Consider the following 21,773-nt stretch of genomic DNA (forward strand, 5'->3'; position numbering starts at 1 on the left):
TTCCGGTCGCCGGATGACCGCAATGCGGTCAGTTTTCGCGCGGCTCAGCGAGCCAGTCTTCGACTTGCAGCCTCGGGACGCGCTCGAATTCCCGGATGTTATGCGTGACCAGCACCAGCTGCCGGGCGCGCGCCTGCCCTGCGATCAATGCGTCATAAGGGCCGATCGGCGTACCGGCCGCGATCAGATGGGCCCGAATTTCGCCGGCATGCTGCGCATCCTCGACATCGAACGATACGACCTCGAACTGAAGCGCCTCGACACGCGCCACGTTCGCCGCCACTCGCTGGCTTTTGTACGCGCCGTAATAGAGTTCATGCGCGACGATCGCCGGTATCCCGAAATCGGCCGGCTGGTGCGTCCGCAGTCGGGACAGCATGGCCGGCTCGCCTTTGAGAATGGCGATTACCGCGTTGGTATCCAGCAGGAACTTCATTCAAATACGTCCAGACCCGACCGCTCCTGAGTGGAGGGCTGCGTGGTCGCGGCAGCCTCGAAATCGGCGTCGACCGGACCGATCAACGGCGTCAACCATGCCCAGTCTTGCGGCACCGGCTCGAGAACGACGGACGACCCGTGGCGGCGAATCCTGACCTCGGTCGTCTCGAAGCGGAAATCCTTCGGCAGCCGGACGGCCTGCGATCCGCCATGCTTGAAAATCTTGGCAGTATCCATCTTCACGCCCTCACGTATCTACAAAACGTATCTATTTTATCAACTCCGCGTGAGGATGACGAGTCGTCCAATCGGCCGGTTTTCCGCGGGGGTTTGTGCCTTCGGCCTGCTCCGTGCGTCGCGGCACGGGCAATCTGTCCCCGACACGAACCGCTCCCCGATTCATTCCCACCAGGAAACAATCAATCGCAACCCGGCGATTCACCTCCCCGTCCGCACGCTCTAGACTGTCGCATCGCTCCTCTTTCCGGACCCACGCAATGACCGACGTCCTGCCGCTGACCACCGAACCCGAGTCGGGCCTCCAGTACCGGCTGCGCCCGGCCGCCGGGCGCCCCGCCGCCCGCCTGTTGCTGCTGCATGGCGTCGGCGGCAACGAAACCAACCTGCTGAACATTGCCAATGCGATCGACCCGCGCATCGAGATCGCGTTCGTCCGCGGCCCGCTCACGTTCGGGCCCGATCAGTACGCGTGGTTTCCGGTGCGCTTCGGCCCGAACGGCCCTGAAATCGACGCGGCCCGCGCGGACGCAAGCCGCGTGCAACTGATCGCGCTGCTGCGCGCATTCCGTGCGCAGGACGGCGCAGGCCCCGCATTGCCGGCCGTGATCGCCGGCTTCAGCCAGGGCGGCATCATGAGCGCGAGCGTCGGCCTCACGTCGCCGGACGACGTGACCGCGTTCGCCGTGCTGTGCGGCCGCATCCTGCCAGAAATCGATCCGCTGATCGCGCCGCGCGATGCGCTTCGCCCGCTTCACGCGCTGATCGTGCACGGCCGCTTCGACGACAAGCTGCCCGTCGCGTGGGCCGACACCGCCGACGCGAAACTCACGGCGCTCGGCGTCGCGCACGACACGCGGCTATACGAAGCCGGGCACGAACTGACCCAGGAAATGGCCGCCGATTTCGGCCGGTGGGTCGATGAACGCGCCGGGTTGAACTGAGCGCACCGTGAAGCCGGCCCGCGAACGGACCGGCTTCACCGGCGCGATTCGTCAAGCGTTCCGCGCCGAATCGGCGACGGTGCGCGCCACGGGCGCGGCAACCGCCCGCTCGCGCGCGACGCCACGCTTCGCCAGCTTCCAGCCGATCACCAGCGCGAGCACGACGACCGGAATCGTCGCGACGGTCCACGTCCCGCCCGGATAGTCGAACGCCATCAGCACCAGCACGCCGACGAGGAACACCAGCGTGAGCCACGACGTGAACGGCGCGCCGGGCATCCGGAACGACACGGCCTGCAGCTCGCCGCGATCGACCGCGCGGCGGAACAGGATCTGGCACATCACGATGAAGCCCCAGGTCGTGATGATCCCGAGCGACGCCATGTTCAGCACGATCTCGAACGCCTGGGCCGGCACGATGTAGTTCAGCGGCACGCCGATCGCATTGATCGCGACCGTGATCAGGATCCCGCCGTACGGCACGCCGCGTGCGTTCATCCGCGACACGAAGCGCGGCGCCGACCCGCCCATCGCGAGCGAACGCAGCACGCGCCCGGTCGAATAGAGGCCGGAGTTCAGGCTCGACAGCGCGGCGGTCAGCACGACGACGTTCATCACGGTGCCGACGTACGGCACGCCGAGCTTGCTGAAGAACGTCACGAACGGGCTTTCGTGCGAGCTGTACGCGGTCCACGGCAGCAGCATCGTCAACAGCACGACCGAGCCGACGTAGAACAGCGCAATGCGCCACATCACGCTGTTGATGGCCTTCGGCAGCACCTTGCGCGCATCGGCGGTCTCGCCCGCCGCAACGCCGACGAGCTCGATGCTCGCATACGCGAACACGACGCCCTGCACGATCAGCACGGCCGGCAGGATCCCATGCGGAAAGATCCCGCCGTGATCCGCGACCAGGTGGAGCCCCGGCATCTGGCCTGCGACCGGATGGCCGCTCGCGAGGAACACGGCGCCGACCGCGAGAAACACCGCGAGCGTCCCCACCTTGACGAGCGAGAACCAGAACTCCATCTCGCCGAACACCTTCACGCCGATCATGTTCATCACCGACACGATCCCGAGCGCGCCGAGCGCGAACACCCATTGCGGCACGTCCGTGAACACGGCCCAGTACTTCATGTAGATCGCGACCGCGGTGATGTCGACGATGCCGGTCGTCGCCCAGTTCAGGTAGTACATCCAGCCCGCGACGAACGATGCGCGCTCGCCCATGAACTCCCGCGCGTACGACACGAAGCTGCCGCTGGTCGGCCGGTGCATCACGAGCTCGCCGAGCGCGCGCATGATCAGGAACGCGAACACGCCGCAGACGAGATACACGAGCGCCAGCGCGGGCCCCGCGCTCTGCAGGCGTCCGCCCGCGCCGAGAAAGAGGCCGGTGCCGATCGCGCCGCCCATCGCGATCATCTGCACGTGCCGCGGCTTCAACTGCTTCGCATAACCGGCTTCGTGCGACGCGAACATCGCATCGGGGTCGGCATGACGGGCATCCGCGCCGCCGGCCGGGTCGACCGGCCGCTCGCTGGTGTGTTTCATTGTGAGTCTCCATTTATTGATGTATCGCGCCCCGCGCGGGGGCGCTTCCGGAACGATTGGAACGGCCGCGCGCGGGCCGCCGGCGGCAGGCGCCGGCGCCACGCGGCCGGTGTCACAGCACGCGCGGCCGGATCAGCGCTTCGGGCCGCAGCGCCTCGTCGAGTTCCGCGTCGGTCATCAGCTGACGCTCCAGCACGACCTCGCGGACCGACTTGCCGCTCGCGTGCGCTTCGGCCGCGACGACCGTCGCGTTCTTGTAGCCGATGTACGGGTTCAGCGCGGTCGCGAGCGCGACCGAACGCTCCATCGTTTCGCGCAACCGCTCGGGATTCGCGGTGATCCCGCTCACGCACCGCTCCGCGAGCGTCGTGCACGCGGCCGTCAGGTGACTGAAGCTGCGGAACAGCGCGCTGGCGATCACCGGTTCGAACGCGTTGAGCTGAAGCTGTCCGGCCTCGGCGGCGAAGGTCACGGTCAGGTCGTTGCCGAACACCTCGAACGCAACCTGGTTGACGACTTCCGGGATCACCGGGTTCACCTTGCCCGGCATGATCGACGAACCGGCCTGCATGGGCGGCAGGTTGATCTCGCCGAAGCCCGCGCGCGGGCCGCTCGACAGCAGCCGCAGGTCGTTGCAGATCTTCGACAGCTTGACGGCGATCCGCTTGAGCACACCCGACACCTGCACGAACGCGCCGCAATCCTGCGTCGCCTCGATCAGGTTCGGCGCGGTGCTCAGGTCGAGCCCGGTGATGCGCCGCAGTGCCGCCAGCGCCTTCTCCGCGTACTGCGGATGCGCGGTGATCCCGGTGCCGATCGCGGTCGCGCCGAGATTGATCTCGCGAATCAGCCAGCCGGCTTCCTGCAGGCGCGCGATGTCTTCGGTCAGCATCACCGCATAGGTCGAGAATTCCTGGCCGAGCGTCATCGGCACCGCGTCCTGCAACTGCGTGCGGCCGAGCTTCAGCAGGCCCGCGAACGCGTCGGCCTTCTCCGCGAACGCATCGCGCAGGCGCCCCATCGCTTCGAGCAGGTGCTCGACCGCGAAGCACGTCGCGATCCGGATCGCGGTCGGATAGACGTCGTTCGTGCTCTGCGCGAGATTGACGTGCTCGTTCGGGTGCAGGTATTCGTACTGCCCGCGCGCGTGCCCCATGATTTCGAGCGCACGGTTGCAGATCACCTCGTTCGCGTTCATGTTGGTCGACGTGCCGGCCCCGCCCTGGATAACGTCGACGACGAACTGATCGTGCAGGCGGCCCTCGCGGATCTCGACGCACGCGGCGGCGATCGCATCGCGATACGGCTGCGGCAGCAGCCCGAGCTCGCAGTTGGCGTCGGCCGCGGCTTCCTTCACGGCCGCGAGCGCCAGCACGAGGTACGGGAGCGTCGCGATACTGCGGCCCGAGATATCGAAATTCTCTTTCGCGCGCAGCGTATGGACGCCGTAGTAGACCTCGTCCGGAATGCTTCGTTTACCTAAAAGATCCGCTTCGACGCGGAACCCGTTTTCTGCCATCGTGCCCTCCTGAATGTCTCTTGCCGCTTGTCGTGCGCCGCTTCCCGACGCGACGGGTTCGCATTCTATGCCTTTGCAAAAACAAGCTCACTTCTGTATTATCGAAAGCGGTTTTGCGTGGAACGCAACAACGAGAATCGAATGAAAAAAGGCGCGAGAGAAACCGGCATCGATCATGTGGGCGCGATGCGCGCGTTCGTCAGGGTGGTCGAAACCGGGAGTTTTTCAGCGGTCGCGAAGGAGATGCACGTGTCGACATCGACCGTCGCGCGCAAGGTGACGGCGATCGAGGAATCGCTCGGCGTCGCGCTGCTGCACCGCTCCACGCACAGCGTGACGCTGACCGAGGCCGGCCACATCTACCTGGAACGCGCCGTCACGCTGATCGCCGATCTCGACGACACGCTGCGTGTCGTCGCCGAGCTGAATGCGCGGCCGAGCGGCCCGCTGAAGCTCACCGCGCCGGTCGCGTTCGGCCGCCGTCATCTCGCGCCGCTGGTCGCGCCGTTTCTCGCGCGCTATCCGACGATCCAGCTCGACGTGCGGCTCACCGACAACCACAACGACCTCGTGGCCGGCGGCTTCGATCTCGACATTCACGAAGGCGAGAACTACCTGGACAACCTGGTCGTCCACCGGCTGTCGCGCAACGACAGCATCCTGTGCGCGACGCCCGGCTATCTCGACCGCTGCGGGCGCCCGTCGACGCCGGACGACCTGAAGCACCACAACTGCCTGCGCTACGTGCACCCCGAAGGCGATCCGCGCTGGGATCTCGTGAACGGCGACGCGCAGCACAGCGTGCTGCCGGCCGGCAATCTCGTCACCGACCATTCGGAGCTGCTGCTCGAAGCGACCTGCGCGGGGCTCGGCATCGCGGAGTTCGAGATCTGGCTGGTGCGCGACCTGCTCGCGAGCGGCCGGCTCGAAGCCGTGCTGCCGCGCTACCGGCTGCAGAACCGGCTGACGGGCGAATTCATCTACATCGCGTATCTGGCGAACCGGCGCAGCTCGGCGAAGCTGCGCGTGCTGAAGGATTTTCTCGCGGAACACCTCGCGCAGATCGGCGAACTGTCGGAACTGGAGCTGACGAAGATTCGCGGCGAACGCGCGTAGCGCGCGCGTTCGCATCGGTCAGCACGCAGGCGGGCACCGACGCACGCCGCCCGGATCGCGGGCCGGCGGCATCGGCGCGGCGACCGCGTTCAGGCCGGCTGCAGTTCGAACGGGAACGTGACGTGCCCGAACTCGACGCCCTTCGTGTTGAGCATCCGCGGCCGATGAAAGCCGGCCAGTTGCGCGCGCTGCGCGGCCGTGCCGATCTGCAGCCGCTCGAGGATTTCGCTGACGACCATGTAGAGCACGTCGAGATTGCCGTCCTCGATCTTCACCGACAGGCCGAGCGCGCCGTCGGCGCCGAGCTGCCGCGTGCGTTCCGACGCACGCACGCCGATCCCGTAGCACGCATCCGCGCCGAGCTTGCCGACGACCTGCCCGTCGAACGCGTTCATCAACACCGTGCAATAGCGCCCGTCGCCGGCGACCAGTTCGGGATGCGCGGTCATCGCGCGATGAATGCGCGCCAGCGCGCGAACGCGCTCGGTAATCGCACCGCCGCCCGCTTCCACCGCGTCCGCGCCGTCGGCCAGCGATGCATAGAGACGTGCCAGACGATCCAGCGAAAAAGCCGGCGTCGGCAGGTTGCAGCCGTCGATCGCCCAATCGACTTCGTCGTCGCGCAACCCGCACGCGTCGGCCACGACATGCTTCACGCGCACCTGCATCGGATGGTCGGGCAGATGGTAGTCGGCCATCGCGGCGCCAATCGCCTGCGCGCCGGCCAGCATCCCGACGTGCTTGCCCGAACAGTTGCTGCACACGCCGGTCGGCGTGTAGTCGCGCTTGATCCACGACCGGTACACCGCGTCGGACAACGGCGGATGACCGCCGCAACGCAAGTCCGATTCGTGCGCGGCCACCTTGGCCAGCATCGCCCGCGTGCGCTCGATATGCCGGTCCTCGCTGCTGTGCGACGCGCACATCAGCGCGATGTCCGCGTCGTCGAAGCCGAAGCGCTCGGGCGCGCCCGTCTCGATCACCGACAGTGCCTGGGCCGGCTTGGCCGCCGAGCGCGCGAGCGTCATCCGGAACGGATCGCCGAACCGGGCCAGCAACCTGCCGCGGGCATCGACCACCGCCACATGGGCGACGTGCGTGTTCTCGATCGCATTGCCGCGGTACGTGACGACCGCTGCGCGTTGGGTGTCCATCGTGTGTTGTCTCCTTGCTCGGGGCCTGCTTGCCGGGGCCCGTCCAACCGGTACCGCAGTGTATCGAGTCACCGCCGCCGCGCGCCGGTCGAGCCATGGAAAGCGGTGTTGCACGCGACGCAAAGGCAACCGCGCCGCCCGCGAAAACCTGACTGATTTAGTACAAAAACCATTCAAGTGTTTACATATTTGGTACCAATTCGTACAATTGCATTCGCTAACGCGAATCATACGCATTTACATTGACGCTTTCCGATGTGCCGGTCCAGTGCCGCCCGCCTCGCGAAAACGCGCCCGATCACCGAACCTTCCGTTGCTTCCCGATATGCCTGCCCAGTTCAAGACGAGGCCTCGCGCCCTCGTGTCGGCGCTGACCTGCTCCGTTTTCCTGACGCCGCTGCTCGCCTCCGCCGAAACCGCTCCCGCCTCCGCCCCTGCCACCGACGCACCTGCGACGCTGCCGACGATCGCGGTCCAGTCGTCCGCGCTGTCGGACATGCAGGTGAAGCGTTCGCCGTCGTACAAGTTCACCGCGCCGCTGCTCGATACGCCGCGTTCGGTGACGGTGATCCCCGAGCAGTTGATCAAGGAAAAGAACGTCACGTCGTTCGCGGACGCGCTGCGTTCGGTGCCGGGCATCACGTTCCTCGGCGGCGATGCGGCCGCGAACCCGTCGGCCGACCGTCCGGTGATCCGCGGCTTCGAATCGCGCAACTCGATCTTCGTCGACGGGATGCGCGACTCGGGGCTGCAGAACCGCGAGACGTTCGCGGTCGAGCAGATCAGCGTGATCAAGGGCCCTGATTCGGTCTACGCGGGCCGCGGCTCGGTGGGCGGCAGCGTCGACATCGTCACGAAGACGCCGAAGAACGACAACTTCATCAACAGCAGCATCGGCTTCGGCACCGACGGCTACAAGCGCGCGACGGTCGACGCGAACCGCAAGATCGACGACACGACGGCCGTGCGCCTGAACGTGATGGGCCACGACGCGAACCAGGCCGGCCGCAACGACGTGTACAACAAGCGCTGGGGCGTCGCGCCGTCGATCGTGTTCGGGCTGAACACGCCGACCACGGTCACGGTCAGCTACTACCACATGAACTCGTACGACATGCCGGACTTCAGCGTGCCGTTCCGTGCGTCGGGCGGCACGCCGGTGCCGACCGATCGCGGGCAGTTCTTCGGGCTGAACACGCGCGACTATCGTTACGGGCAGACCGACACCGGCGAAGTGCGCGTCGAGCATCGCATCAACGACGACTGGAAGCTGAAGAACACGACGATGTTCGGCCGCACGACGCTCGATTACGTGGCGACGAATCCGCAGATCCTCGCGTCGAATCCGAACATGCTGAGCCTGCAGGCGAAGAGCGGCAAGTACGCGACGAACGGCATCGCGAACCAGACCGAGGTGACCGGCCGCACGAACCTGTTCGGCATGCAGCACACGCTGACGGCCGGCGTCGAGTTCAGCCTCGAACAGAACCGTTACGAGGGTTACCTCGTCACCGATGCGAAAGGCAACAACATCCGCTCGGGCGGACCGTGCACGGTGCCGGGCAACTGCACGCCGCTCGCGGGCGGCTGGAACCCGAACATGCCGTGGACCGGCAATATCGTGCTGAACGGCGACAAGAGCTTCCCCGGCGCAACGACCAACACGCGCACGACGACCGCGTCGGCGTACCTCTTCGACACGGTCAAGCTGACCGAGCAGTGGCTCTTCAACGCGGGGCTGCGTTTCGACCGCTACGACCTCAACGCGAAGCAGGCCGGCGCGGCCGACCTGTCGAACACGTCGAACCTGTTCAGCTACCAGTTCGGCCTCGTGTACAAGCCGGTGCGCACCGTGAGCCTGTATGCGTCGTACGGCACGTCGTCGAACCCGCCCGGCTCGAACGGCGGCCTCGGCGGCGGCACCGACCAGATCACCGCGAACAACCAGAACCTGACGCCCGAGCGCACGCGCAACATCGAGGTCGGCGCGAAGTGGGACGTGATCGACCAGCAGCTGTCGTTGACGTCCGCGCTGTTCGACACCGAGAAAACCAATGCGCAGGTCAGCGACGGCCTCGGCCACACGATCAACGCGGGCAAGCAGCGCGTGCGCGGCGCCGAACTCGGCTTCGCGGGCAACCTGACGGACAAGTGGCACGTGTTCGGCGGCTATACGTACCTGAACGCGGTCACGGTCGACGCGGGCCCCGGCAATCCGGGCGGCTCGGGTTTGCCGATGGTGATGGTGCCGAAGCACAGCTTCACGCTGTGGACGAGCTACGACGTGATGCCGAAGCTGACGCTCGGCGCGGGCGCGACGGTGATGAGCAAGACCTACGCATCGGTGTCGCCGACGGTGAAGAAGTGGACGCCCGGCTACGCCCGCTTCGACGCGGCCGCAGCGTGGCGCGTGAACAAGACGATGGACGTCCAGTTGAACGTGCAGAACCTGTTCGACAAGAAGTATTACGCGAGCGCGTATCCGATCTACGCGACGTGGGCGCCGGGCCGTTCGGCGATGGTCACGCTCAACTTCTATCAGTAATACCGGTCACGCCGGTTGCGACGGGAAGGCGCGACGCGCCCTTCCCCGCCGCGCTCACCACGGCAGCGAAACCGTCTTCACGTTCGTGAAGCGCTTCATCGCTTCCTGCACGCCCTCCTTGTAGCCCAGCCCCGAATCCTTCACGCCACCGACTTCCAGTTCGGTGATGAAGCGCGTGATGCTGTCGAAGCGGTTCGTGCAGACCGACGACGACGATGCATGGTCGACGTCGCGAAAGCACGTGATCGGCGTCACGCGCTCGATCACTGTCGGCCTTGTGTGGCGCGATCGTCGGCACACCCTTGCCTGCCGCGTCGCAAGTCAGCGAACCACAACCAGCCCTTCGTATTCGAGGCAGCGGCACAGCGTCGCCCACGCCGGCGTATCAGGCCATGCACGTGTGCCGGCCTCGATGCCGGCATCAGCGACAGGAAAGCGAGGGCGACGCTCCTCCGAGCGTGTCGACAACCCGCCCGGTTTCATGAATCGCATGTGACGACGAAATGATTTCTTCGATAGCGGCGTTACACGATGCGAATCGATTCACGGCAAACGCCCGCCGCACGGCGCGTGACGGACGCGGCGAATGCCCGACGAAATAATCGACGCTTAAATTTCCCGATCTCACCCTGCCAATTCACGCAGCTTGAATTTAAATCACGAAATTCGATAATGATTTCGCGGCACGGCATCCGAATACTCGGCCTTACTTTCCATTGATTTACGAATGTTTACCGTTTCATTCGAGTACATGCCGCACGAATTGCGGTGAAATATCTGAAAAATCGCCGCATCCCATGTCAATTATCGATTCAATATGGAGCAAAAAATGAGCAATACGGCAAGCGGTTGCGAAAATTGCAATCAGGAAGCAGAAGGGCAACACGTACCCGACTTCGCGACGCGCGGATTCGAAGAGTCGACCCAGGCGCTGAGCAGCGAGACGCAGGCGCAACTTCAGGGCGTCGAGGCGCTCAAGCTCTCCGTGTGCGTCGCGGCGTCGTACAACCAGAGCACCAACCAGATCTGTTTCAACATCCCTGTTTACGGCAACTTCTGCGTCACGTCGCCCGTCCACATTCCGGTCAGCGCCACCATCAAGGCCTGCGCACAAACTTGCGGATCGCTCATTCCGCATGGGCTCAAGGTGTCGATCTACCTGAATGGAAGCTCCACGCCGATTCTGACCAAGGTGGTATGGGGCCGTTGCCCCTGAATCGGTTCACCGTGGCATCGATAATCAACAACACAGTAAATAACAATAGATAGACCTTGATCGGGGGTGTTCGGCTGCCTTTCGTTGTTCCGGACACCACCTCTAGTTATTCGATCGAAACAACAACCGTCACCGAAATGTCATTTATTCACACCCCATCGAATTAAAAACAAAAACGGTAATTACGAGAAAAATCGATAACACTGCGCTCCGTCAAATCTCCGGTTATATCGAGTCCCCGTTCCCGGCATCGCGACGAAAATCGTTTCGCCTTCCCTTACGTGCTCGCGCTTCCGGGGAGAAGCGTCCTGAACCACGCCACGCGGCGGCGCATACGCATCGTCACGACGCGCGCTGGTAATAGATGTTCTGCGGATGCCGTGCGTCCGCGAAGAAGAACCAGCGTTCCGCGACCAGCCCCGCATACTGGATCACGAACGCCGCGCCGAGCGCGACGGCTGCCGCGACCGACGTCGGCGCGAGCGCGCCCGCACCGGTCAGCACGAACGGCACCGCGAATGCGCCGATCAGGAAACCGGCCTTCACCGCGCGCAGCGTGCCGTTGCCCTGCCCGTGAAAGAACTCCCGCGTATTGAACGCGCTGGCCGTGAAGCCGCGCGATTTCTGCTCGACCTTTTCATTGCGGATGCCCGTCGCGCTCTGCACGGTCGACTTCGGTCGCAACCGCGCATTGCGCGCGAGCGATGCGAGCCGCGTCACGCCGCCCGCGAGCGTCAGCACGCAGGCAGCTGCCGCGAGCCGGCCGACCAGTGCCGGCGCAAGCCAGGCCGCGCACGCCGTCGCGAGCGTGCAGCCCGATGCGCAGCCGAGCAGCACGAAGTTCACGAGCGTCAGCGGGCTCGCCCATTCCTGCAGGAAGCGCAGGCACGCGTAGATCATCGCGGTGCACACGAACAGCGCGACGCTCGCGAGCGCGCCGGCCACGCCGATCAGCAGCGTGCCGGGCCAGCCGAACAGGTGCGCCGCGCCATACGCGAATGCGCACGCGAGAAACACCGGCAGCGCGATGCATTCGCGCGACAGCCACGACGTGCGCCACATCGCGATCGCGCGCCACGCGCGTTCGGGGTGGCCGAGATGGAAGAACGACGCGAACAGGCCAAGCACGCCGAACGCGACCGACAGCGCCGCGCCGGTCACGTAAAACGCGGCGGCCACGTCGACGCCGGCCAGCCGCGCCAGCGCCTCGACGATCACGAGCGTCAGCAGCAGGCCCTGTGCGGCGCCGCACAGCGTGGTGAGAAAAACGACCGAAAAGGCTGGGCGCATGGGAACTCCGTCCGGATCTGAATGAAAAACAACGCGCTCAGCGCGGCGTCGCCAGCGAAACGAGATCGATGTCGCCGCGCGCCGCGCGTGCCTCGAACGACTCGTCCGCGTCGCCGCCGCCCGACGTGCTGCCGCATCCGCCGCCACTGCCGCAACCGCATGACGCTTCGGTCTTCACGCGCGGCAGGTAATGGTTCGACGGCCGCGTGTCCCATTCGGGCATCAATGCATAACCGCCGCGTTCGCGGATCGCGCGCGACACCTCCGAGTCGGGATCGTGCACGTCGCCGAACAGCCGTGCCGACGTCGGGCAGGCGAGCACGCAGGCCGGCTTGCGGTCGCGTTCGGGCAGCGCTTCGTTGTCGATGCGGTCCGCGCACAGCGTGCACTTCGTCATCTCCTTGCGGCCTTCGTCGAGCTCGCGCGCGCCGTACGGGCACGCCCATGCGCAGTACTTGCAGCCGATGCACTTGTCGTAGTCGACCAGCACGATCCCGTCCGACTTGCGCTTGTAGCTCGCGCCGGTCGGGCACACGGGCACGCACGGCGGGTCCTCGCAGTGCAGGCACGATTTCGGGAAGTGGATCGTGTCGGTCATCGGGAACACGCCCGCTTCGTAGGTCTGCACGCGGTTGAAGAACGTGCCGGACGGGTCGTCGTCGTACGGGCGCAGGTCGGCAAGGCTGCCGGCCTCGCCCGACGTGTTCCATTCCTTGCAGCTCGTCACGCAGGCATGGCAGCCGACGCATACGTTCAGGTCGATGACGAGGGCCATCTGGGTCATGGTTGCGCTCCTTCGATCAGCTATCGTCTGACTGCGAACCGGCCGACGCCGCGCGCCGCAGCCGCGCGGCGAATGCGCCGGTTCCCGCGAAATACGCCTGCACGCGCTGCAGCACGCGCGGCGTGCCGGGCAGCGGCGGCATCGGCGCGAACTGCGGCAGTGTCGTCGCCGCATCGGCTTCGGCCGGATAGATCCGCACCTGCACGTCGTACCAGCCGGCCTGCCCCGTCACGGGATCGGAGTTCGACATCCGTGCACCGGCGCGGGCCGCATCCGGCAACTCGTCGGTGATCACGTGATTGAGCAGGAAGCCGCGCTGCGATTCGCCCGCTTCGGGCCCGAGGTTCCATGCGCCGGCCGCCTTGCCGATCGCGTTCCACGTCCACACGGTGCCGGGTTCGACCGCCTCGCTGTAGCGTGCGCGGCAACGCACCTTGCCCCACGGCGATTCGACGTAGATCCATGCGCCGTCGTCGATCTGTTGCGCGACGGCCGTCAGCGGGTTCACGAACAGGTGGTTCTCGCCGTGGATCTGCCGCAGCCACGCGTTCTGCGAATCCCACGAGTGGTACATCGCCATCGGCCGCTGCGTGATCGCCGCGAGCGGATAGCGGTTCGCGTCGGTCAGCCCGCTTTCGAGCGACCGATGCCAGAACGGCAGCGGATCGAAATAGCGCGCGATGCGCTCGCGCAGATGGTCGGGCGGCTGGCGGCCCGACGTGCGGCCCTGCGCGGCGAGCCGGAATTTCTGCATCACGTCCGAGTAGAGCTGGATCACGATCGGCACGCCGAACTTGCGCATCCCGTTGTCGACGGCCCACTGCATGTACGGGCCGTTGCAGTTGCGCATGTACTGCAGCGGTTCCGGCAGCCGGTGGTGGTACACGCAGTTGTTCTCCGCGTAGCGCTGCCACTGGTCGGGGTTCGGCTCGCCGACGACGGCCTTGTCGCCGTGCTTGCCGCGCCAGCCGATCAGGAAGCCGGTGCCGGAGTTCGGCGCCGTCTGGAAGTTGATGACGAAATCCGGATAGTCGCGGTACTTGCGCTGTCCGTCGGCCGTCGTGAACGCCGGAAACTTCAGCCGGCTCGCCAGCTCGATCAGCACTTCCTGGAACGGCTTGCATTCGCCGGTCGGCGGCACGACGGGCACGCGCACCGAGTCGACCGGCCCGTCGAATTCGGAGATCGGCCGGTCGAGCACCGACATCACGTCGTGGCGTTCGAGGTAGGTCGTGTCGGGCAGGATCAGGTCGGCGAATGCCGTCATCTCCGACGCGAACGCATCGCACACGACGAGGAACGGGATCCGGTACTCGCCGTCGTCGCGCTTGTCGACCAGCATCTTGCGCACTTCCGTCGTATTCATCGACGAATTCCACGCCATGTTGGCCATGAAGATCAGCAGCGTGTCGATCGGATAGGGATCGCCGCGCCACGCATTGGTGATCACCGAATGCATCAGCCCGTGCACCGCGAGCGGGTATTCCCACGAGAACGCCTTGTCGAGCCGCGCGGGCGTGCCGTCCGGATGGATGAACAGGTCCTCGGGGCCCGCCGGCCAGCCGAGCGGGCCGGTGGCGAGCGGCGTGTTCGGCTTCACCTGGGCTGGATCGTTCGGCGGTTTCGCCGAAGGCGGCACCGCGCGCGGATACGGCGTCTTGTGCCGGAACCCGCCCGGCCGGTCGATCGTGCCGAGCAGCGACATCAGCACGGCGAGCCCGCGGATCGTCTGGAAGCCGTTCGAATGCGCGGCAAGCCCGCGCATCGCATGGAACGCGATCGGCACGCCCTTCACCGTCGCGTGTTCCTTGCCCCACGAATCGGTCCAGCGCACCGGCAGCTCGATGGCGTGATCGCGCGCGACCGTCTCCATTTCGCGGGCGAGGCGGCGGATCGTGTCGGCCGCGATGCCGGTGATGTCGGCCGCCCATTCAGGCGTGCAGCCGGCCACCTGTTCGCGCAGCAGCGTGAACGACGGCACGACGGGCGTGCCGTCGTCGAGCGTGTAGCGACCGTCGAGCGCCGGTTCCGCGCCGTCGGTGTGGTGCAGCACCGCGCGGTTCGTCTTCGTGTCCCACCACATGCGGTTCTGCGGATACAGCGCGTTGACCTCCGGCGCGGCCGCATCGCGCACGAACAGCCCGAACGTGTCGGCGCCGTCGCGCTGATCGACCAGCTCGGCCGCGTTCGTGAAGCGCGACACGAATTCGACGTCGAACGCGTCGCGCGCGATCAGCTCGTGCATCAGCGCCATGAACAGTGCGCCGTCGGTGCCGGGGCGGATCGGAATCCATTCGTCGGCGATCGCCGCGTAACCGGTGCGCACCGGATTGATCGCGATGAAGCGCCCGCCCGCGCGCTTGAATTTGCCGAGCGCGATCTTCAGCGGATTCGAATGGTGATCCTCCGCGGTGCCGATCATGAAGAACAGCTTCGCGTTGTCGAGATCGGGGCCGCCGAATTCCCAGAACGAGCCGCCGATCGTATAGATCATCCCGGCCGCCATGTTCGCCGAGCAGAACCCGCCGTGCGCCGCATAGTTCGGCGTACCGAACTGTTTCGCGAACAGGCCGGTGAGCGCCTGCATCTGGTCGCGGCCGGTGAACAGCGCGAAGCGCTTCGGGTCGGTCGCACGCAGGTGCGCGAGCCGCTTTTCGAGCACGTCGAACGCGACCGCCCACGACACGGGCTCGAACTGCGCGTCGCCGCGCTCGGCGCCCGCCTTGCGCATCAGCGGCTGCGTGAGCCGCGCGGGCGAATACTGCTTCATGATTCCCGACGAACCTTTCGCGCAGATAACACCCTGGTTCAGCGGATGCTCGGGGTTGCCGTCGATATAACGCACTTCGCCGTCGCGCAGGTGCACGCGGATGCCGCAGCGGCACGCGCACATGTAGCACGTCGTCGTCTTGATCTCGGCCTGCTCGTCGCGCTCGCGTGCTCGATGCTCCATCGTCTGTCCTCGTTCGCGGATGATGGTGCGCCCCGCCGGGGCGCACCCGTGAATCGGTTCATCCATGCTATGCCGGCGCGCGGCCGACATAAAGTCGCATCCTCCGATCGGTCCTATCGGGCGGCCTGATAGTTGGCTAGACAATCCATCGGGCCTGGACAGGGTCCGCATGCGCGAAGGCCCGGCTCACGGCCAGGCCTTCGGCGTCATGCGTTACCGCGGCGGATAGGCGAGCAAGTTCGCTGTCGTCGAGATGCTCGCGGCCGCGGCGCGTCAGCCCGTACGCGACGCTCAACGATTTGCTGGAGAACGTGTCGAAGATGCGCGACGCGGCCGCCCGAGGTCAGACAGTCAAGAATTCAAGCGAGGTGATAACGCAGCCAGAAGGTTTCGCGGCACGCGTTGTCGAACGTCAGCCGCGACGGGCTGATCGGCCGCGCATCGGGATGGCGCAGCACGTCGTAGTCGATCCAGCATTCGGCGCACAGCAGGTCGGAAGGCGCGCGATCCTGCTCGACCGAGCGGCGCACGATGGCGCCGTTGTCGAAGCGGTATTCGGTTTCGTCGCGCGTGACTTCGACGTCGTCGTCGGTCCAGCGGTCGTGGGAGGTCGCGTGCGACACGATCGACACCGGGCCGGCGAGCCCGTGAATCGCGGCGACGTAGGAAATGAGCTTGTCCATGAAGAGGCGGCGAACTGGCGGATGGTCGCTTCGCGCAACGCATGCTGCGCGAAGCGGCCCGAGCGGCGAGTATAGCCGCGCGCCGATGACCTTGCCGCCGGCGGGGTTTCGTTCCCGTTGCACCTAGCGCAACGGCGCGCGCTACGCTTCCAGCGCGAGCAACGCGAACGTCGCGAGCCAGTGCTCGCCCATGTAGTCGCCGGCCACGTGCGCGAGCGCGCTCGCGAGATGCCGGTCGGCCGCGTCGAGCAGCTTCGCGCGCCGCGCATCGCCGTCCGGCAGCGCACCGGCGAGCGCGCGCTGGCACCACGCGCGGCTCAGGTTCAGCCCGTCGAGGTGCGCGATCTTGCCGTCGCTGCGGTCGCTGACCGTCGCCGGCTCGAACAGCGTCGCCGGCTCGCCGCGCGCGAGATCCGGCAAAAAGCGCGCGAACCAGCCGTCGAAATCGGCTGCCGGCAGCACGCGCCGCATCAACTCGGCCTCCATCAGCGCGGGCGACAGGAATTCGTCGCCCGACGGCTCCCACGCCTGGCATGCGACGTCGTTCAGATGCCAGCGCTTCGCGGTATCGACGATCAGCGCCGCGAGCCCGTCGCGCTGCGTGTCGCGCGCGAAGTCGAGCGTGAGCGCCAGCGCGAACGCGGTGTTGAAGTGCGTGCCGACGCGCAGCGGATAGGTCGCCTTCGGCAGGAAGGTCTCGAAACGCGACACGAACAGGTCGGTGAGCGGCGCCATCGCCTTCGCCCAGCGCGCGGCCTGCGGCAGCGCGCCCTTCAGCGCGAGCCGTTCGAGCTGCGCGGACAGCGCGAGCAGCCACGCCCAGCCGTACGGCCGCTCGAAGCCGCTGTTGTGCGGCAGCGCGAGATACGCGCGCTCGCCGGCAACGTTCGCGTCGGTGAAGTGCGCGTCGACGATCGCGACGATGCGCTCGGCCTCCGGCAGCGCCGGATAACGTTCGAGCACGCGCAGCACGAGCCAGTAGCCGTGCACGCACGAATGCCAGTCGTAGCTGCCGTAGAAGATCGGATGCAGTGCGCGCGGCCCCTGTACGTCATGCGGGCCTTCGAGCGAATGCGTGAGCTTGTTCGGATATTCGCGAGTCAGGTGCGCGAGCGCGAGCGACGCGAATTTCGATGCGAGTTCGGGCGTGAGTCGGTCGGTCATGAGGATCTCGTCCATCGAGTCAGAAGCGGAATACGAACGCATACATCAGCAGTGTGTTCACGGCCAGCAGCAGCACGGCCGTCGGCCACTGCGCCTTGATCACGCCGTTCTTGTCCTTCAGTTCGAGCAGCGCCGCCGGCACGATGTTGAAGTTCGCGGCCATCGGCGTCATCAGCGTACCGCAGAAGCCGCTCAGCATCCCGATCGCGCCGACGATCGCCGGGTTGCCGTGGAACTGGTGGACGATCAGCGGCAGGCCGATGCCGGCCGTCATCACGGGGAACGCGGCGAAGCCGTTGCCCATGATCATCGTGAACAGCGCCATGCCGACCGTGTAGGCCGCGACGACCGCGAACGGCGAATCGATCGGCACCCAGTCCTTCACGAGCCCCGACACCACGCCGCCGACGCCCGCGACCGCGAACAGCGCGCCGAGCGCCGCGAGCATCTGCGGCAGGATCGCGGCCCAGCCGACCGCGTCCATCGTGTGGCGCGCTTCCCTCAGCGCATGCACGGGCGAATCGCGCAGCATCGCGAGCGCGACGACGAACGCGACGATCGTGCCGAGCACGAGCGAGATCAGCGTCACGCTCTTCGGATCGACGAACGGCAACAGCTTCAGCGCGAACGTGCCGATCAGCGTGACCACCGGAATCAGCAGCGCGGGCAGGAACAGCCGGTTGCCGAAGCGCTGCGCGAGGGTTTCGCGCCGCACGGCCGCCGCTTCGCCGGCCTCGTCGGACTTGCCGCGCCCGAGCTTGCCCGAGCCGGCGATCACCGCGAGCGCGATCGCGAGGCAGCCCGTCACGAAATGCGGCAGCTTCGCGCCGAACAGGAACGTGACCGCGTAGATCCCCCAGAACGCGAAATTGACGACGCGGCGCGGGTTCGTGCGGTCCGTCAGGTTGAAGTACGCGAACGCGGCGAACATCAGCCCCGCGAGCGTGTACAGCGATTCGAGGCCGATCATCGCGCGCCCTCCTGCCCCAGCAAGCCGAAGCCGCGCGCGAGCCGGCGGTCGAGCAGCGCGAGGCGCGTGCAGTGGATCAGCAGCGCGGCGATCGCGGTCGGGATCGCCCACACCGACACCTGCAGCGGCTCGACGACGATCCCGTTCTGTTCGAGAAAGCCCTTGATCAGCAGGATCGACTGGATCGCGATGAAGATGTCCTCGCCGAAGAACACGGCGATGTTGTCGACGCCCGATGCATGCGCGCGGATCTGCTGGCGCACCGACTCGGGCAGCTCGCCGTGCCGGTTGACGGCGGCGGCCTCGGCCATCGGCGCGATCAGCGGCCGCACCATCTGCGCGTGCCCGCCGAGCGACGTGAGGCCGAGCGCGGCCGTCACCTGGCGCAGCACGAAATACAGCATCAGCACGCGGCCCGTGGTGGCCGCCTGCACGCGCGAGATCATCCGCCTCGCCTGCTCCTTGAGCCCGTTGCGCTCGAGCAGCGCGATCACCGGCAGCGTCAGCCAGATGAGCCCCATGTAGCGGTTTTCGGTGAACGCCTTGCCGAACGCGCTGACGATGTCGACGAGATTCAGCCCGCCCGCCAGCCCCGTCGCGAGCCCCGCGATCGTGACCACCAGCAGCGCGTTGAAGCGCAGCGCGAAACCGATCACGACGATCGGCACCCCAATCAGCACCAGCATTGCTCTCCTCCTTGTGTCGGATCCACGACGCCTTCGCAACGCGCCGCCTGCCCGGTTTGGACCGGGCTCGAATCGCGAAATCTAACACGAGACTTTATCGATAAAAAGTCGACAATTTGCTGCTTCGGGTAAACGTTGAAAACCCGTCCGGGCCGTGTGTGGGCGGCGTTTCATCGGAAGAATCGATGGCCGGCTGGCCGCCGCGGGCGCGTCGATCGCGACACGGATTTCCTGCCCGGGCGCGGCGCGCGGCCGGCCGCCGCGCGTGGCGGAGCCCCGGTGCGCCGACTACACTGGAAAGCATCTGCAACGTACGGGAGAGCCGCCATGATTGACGTATTCCAGACCATCGGCAGCCGCGCGTTCTCCGCTCATCTGGCGAAGGACGGGATGGTGACGCTGATGGAACAGCGCAATGAAGTCGACCGCGTGACGCTCGCGACCGCCTATGCCGCGCTCGTCGAGGAGTCCGAGCAGGAATCCGACCTGCTCGATGCGACGGTCGAAGGGATGATGCGCGCGCTGATCCAGGGGTACGCGCGCAGCCATTGACGGCGATCGACGGCCCGGCCGTGCATCCGGTGCGCGGCCGGTTGCCCGTCCGGGTGCCGTTATGCGGCCGGCGTGCCGGCGCCCATGCCGAACCACCGGCCCGCGCGCAGTTGCCCGTAGTCGGCCTGCGTGAAAATTCTCAGCAGGTTCGACACGGCGCCGTTGCTGCCGCGGTCGAGCTGGGTCATGAACGCCTCGACCTCGTCTCGCCCCGCAAACAGGATCGTGCTGAAGTAGCGTTCGCGCTCGGCGTCGGACAGGTTCGTCGCACGCAGCTGGTACGGATGGTGAAGCACCGCGAACAGGAAGTAGTAGCGTTCGGCGTCGTCGCGCAGCACGCGCAGCGCGTCGCGGTCGACCGGAAACTCGCGGTAGAACGATGCGTGCCCGCTCTCGATGTCGATCCGGTACAGCAACCGGCCGTCGCGCTCGATCACGACCGGTGCGTACGGATCGCGGCTGACGAGCGTGGTGTCGGGCGCGGTCACGGCGCCCGCCTTGCGGCCGGTTCCCCGCCGATGCCGCGCCGCCCTGCCGATGACGTGACACACAAGCACGCGAAGATGGCCCGCACGGTCATGCGAAAACGGGGTTTCTCGTTCATGTCGCTCGGCAGCATTCGTTCGGTAGAAGGGGCAAACAGCGCGCCATGATCGCACGGCGTACGGCGGGCCAGCCAGCCGGCGACCGGTTTTCGCGGGCCGCGCGGCGTGCATCGGCCGCCCCCCGACCTACCGTGCACCATAGAGGAAACGCACTGAAACGGCGCATGGCACAAATTTTTCGTTGCCGCCGCCCGCGCCGCATGACAGCATGCGGGGCGTTGCCAACCGAAAAGAATGCCGCGCCGTCCGGCCGCCGATAACCCGCCCGGCGGCACCGAACAGGCAGCCCCTTCCATGAACCCGGCCTACCTCCAACACTACGAACCGACCGGAGAATTCCGCTTGTGAACATCGGCATCGTCAACGACCTCCCGCTAGCCGTCGAGGCGATGCGCCGCGCGATCGCGCGACGGCCCGAGCACCGCGTGCTGTGGGTCGCGACCGACGGCGCGCAAGCCGTCGAACTGTGCGCCACGCAGCCGCCCGACGTCGTCCTGATGGACCTGATCATGCCGAAATTCGACGGGATCGAAGCGACGCGGCGGATCATGCGATCCGAACGACCGTGCGCAATCCTGATCGTGACGAGCTGCATCGGCGCGAACGCATGGCGCGTGTTCGAAGCGATGGGCGCCGGCGCGCTCGACGCGGTCGATACGCCGCGATTCGGCGACGGCGCGGCCGGCGACACGACCGAACTGCTGCTCGCGAAGATCGACCAGATCGGCCGGCTGCTCGATGCGCCGGGCGGCACGCGCCTCGCCGCCACGGCCACCGGGGCAGGCGGCGGCCCGCTGGTCGCGATCGGCGCATCGGCCGGCGGCCCCGGCGCGCTCGCGTCGATCCTCGGCAGCCTGCCGGCCGATTTCAGCGCGCCGATCGTGATCGTGCAGCACGTCGACCGCGCGTTCGCCGAAGGCATGGCGCAATGGCTCGACGGCCAGACCCCGCTCACCGTGCGCGTCGCCTGCGAAGGTGACCGCCCGCAGCCGGGCGTCGCGCTGCTCGCCGCGACCGACGATCACCTGCGCATCACCCGATCCGGCACGCTCGAATACACCCGCGAGCCGGCCGCCACGCCGTATCGGCCGTCGGTCGACGTGTTCTTCAACAGCCTGACCGAGCACTGGCCCGGCCGCGTGATCGGCGTGCTGCTCACGGGGATGGGACGCGACGGCGCGATCGGCCTGAAGGCGCTGCGGATGAAGGGTTACCACACGATCGCGCAGGACGAGGCGACCAGCGCCGTGTACGGCATGCCGAAGGCGGCCGCGACGCTCGGCGCGGCGCGCGCGATCCTGCCGCTCGGGCGCATCGCGGGCGAGCTGGCGACGCTCGCGCGGATCTGAGCCCGACGATGAAC

The 21,773-nt window shown here is 66.7% G+C and carries 19 protein-coding genes and 1 pseudogene; 6 read left to right on the top strand and 14 right to left on the bottom strand.

Annotated elements, in window-relative coordinates; all coding sequences use genetic code 11:
- Positions 1 to 28 precede the first annotated feature (28 nt).
- Together ACN22W_RS24470 and ACN22W_RS24475 are read right to left on the bottom strand one after the other, a co-directional pair.
- A complete protein-coding gene (locus ACN22W_RS24470; RefSeq protein ID WP_419689724.1) occupies positions 29 to 436 on the bottom strand; it encodes a type II toxin-antitoxin system VapC family toxin in 408 nt (135 codons plus the stop codon).
- Entirely contained in the window at positions 433 to 675 is a 243-nt protein-coding gene (locus ACN22W_RS24475) for an antitoxin (protein WP_419689725.1), read from the bottom strand. The genes ACN22W_RS24470 and ACN22W_RS24475 overlap by 4 nt, the downstream gene beginning before the upstream one ends.
- Positions 676 to 935: 260 nt before the next feature.
- Here ACN22W_RS24475 and ACN22W_RS24480 point away from each other — a divergent pair, with 260 nt between their 5' ends.
- The gene (locus ACN22W_RS24480; RefSeq protein ID WP_419689726.1) at positions 936 to 1,619 is read left to right on the top strand and encodes an alpha/beta hydrolase; all 684 of its coding nucleotides are present in this window, start codon (positions 936 to 938) and stop codon (positions 1,617 to 1,619) included.
- Positions 1,620 to 1,670: 51 nt separating this feature from the next.
- On the opposite strand, the gene ACN22W_RS24485 is transcribed toward ACN22W_RS24480, so the two are convergent.
- Positions 1,671 to 3,173, bottom strand: a complete 1,503-nt coding sequence (locus tag ACN22W_RS24485; protein WP_193100855.1) for an amino acid permease — start codon at positions 3,171 to 3,173, stop codon at positions 1,671 to 1,673.
- 112 nt (positions 3,174 to 3,285) lie between these two features.
- Entirely contained in the window at positions 3,286 to 4,692 is a 1,407-nt protein-coding gene (aspA, locus tag ACN22W_RS24490) for an aspartate ammonia-lyase (protein ID WP_419689727.1), read from the bottom strand.
- Positions 4,693 to 4,833: 141 nt separating this feature from the next.
- Between aspA and ACN22W_RS24495 the strand changes: the two genes are divergently transcribed.
- On the top strand, positions 4,834 to 5,808 hold the full coding sequence (locus tag ACN22W_RS24495) for a LysR family transcriptional regulator (RefSeq protein ID WP_419689728.1): 975 nt from the start codon (positions 4,834 to 4,836) through the stop codon (positions 5,806 to 5,808).
- An 89-nt stretch (positions 5,809 to 5,897) separates the two neighbouring features.
- Here ACN22W_RS24495 and ACN22W_RS24500 read toward each other — a convergent pair whose 3' ends face one another.
- Positions 5,898 to 6,962, bottom strand: coding sequence for an asparaginase (locus tag ACN22W_RS24500; protein WP_129517045.1), 1,065 nt, complete (start codon positions 6,960 to 6,962; stop codon positions 5,898 to 5,900).
- A gap of 325 nt (positions 6,963 to 7,287) precedes the next feature.
- Between ACN22W_RS24500 and ACN22W_RS24505 the strand changes: the two genes are divergently transcribed.
- A complete protein-coding gene (locus ACN22W_RS24505; RefSeq protein ID WP_419689824.1) occupies positions 7,288 to 9,507 on the top strand; it encodes a TonB-dependent receptor in 2,220 nt (739 codons plus the stop codon).
- 54 nt (positions 9,508 to 9,561) lie between these two features.
- Here the strand turns inward: ACN22W_RS24505 and ACN22W_RS24510 are convergent.
- Positions 9,562 to 9,780 (bottom strand): annotated as a pseudogene (locus ACN22W_RS24510) (phosphonoacetaldehyde dehydrogenase); the annotation flags it as partial.
- Positions 9,781 to 10,336: 556 nt separating this feature from the next.
- Here ACN22W_RS24510 and ACN22W_RS24515 point away from each other — a divergent pair.
- Complete coding sequence (locus ACN22W_RS24515) at positions 10,337 to 10,723, top strand: hypothetical protein (RefSeq protein ID WP_419689729.1); 387 nt, start codon at positions 10,337 to 10,339, stop codon at positions 10,721 to 10,723.
- Positions 10,724 to 11,065: 342 nt separating this feature from the next.
- On the opposite strand, the gene ACN22W_RS24520 is transcribed toward ACN22W_RS24515, so the two are convergent.
- The 7 genes from ACN22W_RS24520 to ACN22W_RS24550 all read right to left on the bottom strand — a co-directional run bounded on the left by ACN22W_RS24520 (position 11,066) and on the right by ACN22W_RS24550 (position 19,253).
- Complete coding sequence (locus tag ACN22W_RS24520) at positions 11,066 to 12,013, bottom strand: dimethyl sulfoxide reductase anchor subunit family protein (RefSeq protein ID WP_419689730.1); 948 nt, start codon at positions 12,011 to 12,013, stop codon at positions 11,066 to 11,068.
- Positions 12,014 to 12,050: 37 nt separating this feature from the next.
- Positions 12,051 to 12,797, bottom strand: a complete 747-nt coding sequence (locus ACN22W_RS24525; RefSeq protein ID WP_129517043.1) for a 4Fe-4S dicluster domain-containing protein — start codon at positions 12,795 to 12,797, stop codon at positions 12,051 to 12,053.
- Between the two features lie 16 nt (positions 12,798 to 12,813).
- The gene (locus ACN22W_RS24530) at positions 12,814 to 15,750 is read right to left on the bottom strand and encodes a molybdopterin-dependent oxidoreductase (RefSeq protein ID WP_419689731.1); all 2,937 of its coding nucleotides are present in this window, start codon (positions 15,748 to 15,750) and stop codon (positions 12,814 to 12,816) included.
- 359 nt (positions 15,751 to 16,109) lie between these two features.
- Complete coding sequence (locus tag ACN22W_RS24535; protein ID WP_048246325.1) at positions 16,110 to 16,433, bottom strand: hypothetical protein; 324 nt, start codon at positions 16,431 to 16,433, stop codon at positions 16,110 to 16,112.
- Between the two features lie 141 nt (positions 16,434 to 16,574).
- Entirely contained in the window at positions 16,575 to 17,597 is a 1,023-nt protein-coding gene (locus ACN22W_RS24540; protein ID WP_419689732.1) for a DUF2891 domain-containing protein, read from the bottom strand.
- A 19-nt stretch (positions 17,598 to 17,616) separates the two neighbouring features.
- On the bottom strand, positions 17,617 to 18,567 hold the full coding sequence (locus tag ACN22W_RS24545; RefSeq protein ID WP_419689733.1) for a DUF979 domain-containing protein: 951 nt from the start codon (positions 18,565 to 18,567) through the stop codon (positions 17,617 to 17,619).
- Positions 18,564 to 19,253: a DUF969 domain-containing protein gene (locus ACN22W_RS24550; RefSeq protein WP_129517039.1), complete on the bottom strand. Its 690-nt coding sequence runs from the start codon at positions 19,251 to 19,253 to the stop codon at positions 18,564 to 18,566. Before ACN22W_RS24550 ends, ACN22W_RS24545 begins: the two co-directional genes overlap by 4 nt.
- A 327-nt stretch (positions 19,254 to 19,580) precedes the next feature.
- Between ACN22W_RS24550 and ACN22W_RS24555 the strand changes: the two genes are divergently transcribed.
- Positions 19,581 to 19,805, top strand: coding sequence for a hypothetical protein (locus tag ACN22W_RS24555; RefSeq protein ID WP_048246322.1), 225 nt, complete (start codon positions 19,581 to 19,583; stop codon positions 19,803 to 19,805).
- 59 nt (positions 19,806 to 19,864) lie between these two features.
- Here ACN22W_RS24555 and ACN22W_RS24560 read toward each other — a convergent pair whose 3' ends face one another.
- Complete coding sequence (locus ACN22W_RS24560; RefSeq protein WP_419689734.1) at positions 19,865 to 20,293, bottom strand: hypothetical protein; 429 nt, start codon at positions 20,291 to 20,293, stop codon at positions 19,865 to 19,867.
- A 461-nt stretch (positions 20,294 to 20,754) separates the two neighbouring features.
- On the opposite strand from ACN22W_RS24560, the gene ACN22W_RS24565 reads away from it, so the two are divergent.
- Positions 20,755 to 21,759 carry a chemotaxis response regulator protein-glutamate methylesterase gene (locus tag ACN22W_RS24565; protein ID WP_419689735.1) on the top strand — a complete coding sequence of 335 codons (1,005 nt, stop codon included), beginning with the start codon at positions 20,755 to 20,757 and terminating at the stop codon, positions 21,757 to 21,759.
- The last annotated feature ends 14 nt before the right edge of the window (positions 21,760 to 21,773 follow it).

This window comes from Burkholderia theae (assembly GCF_048565265.1).
Classification (GTDB): domain Bacteria; phylum Pseudomonadota; class Gammaproteobacteria; order Burkholderiales; family Burkholderiaceae; genus Burkholderia; species Burkholderia theae.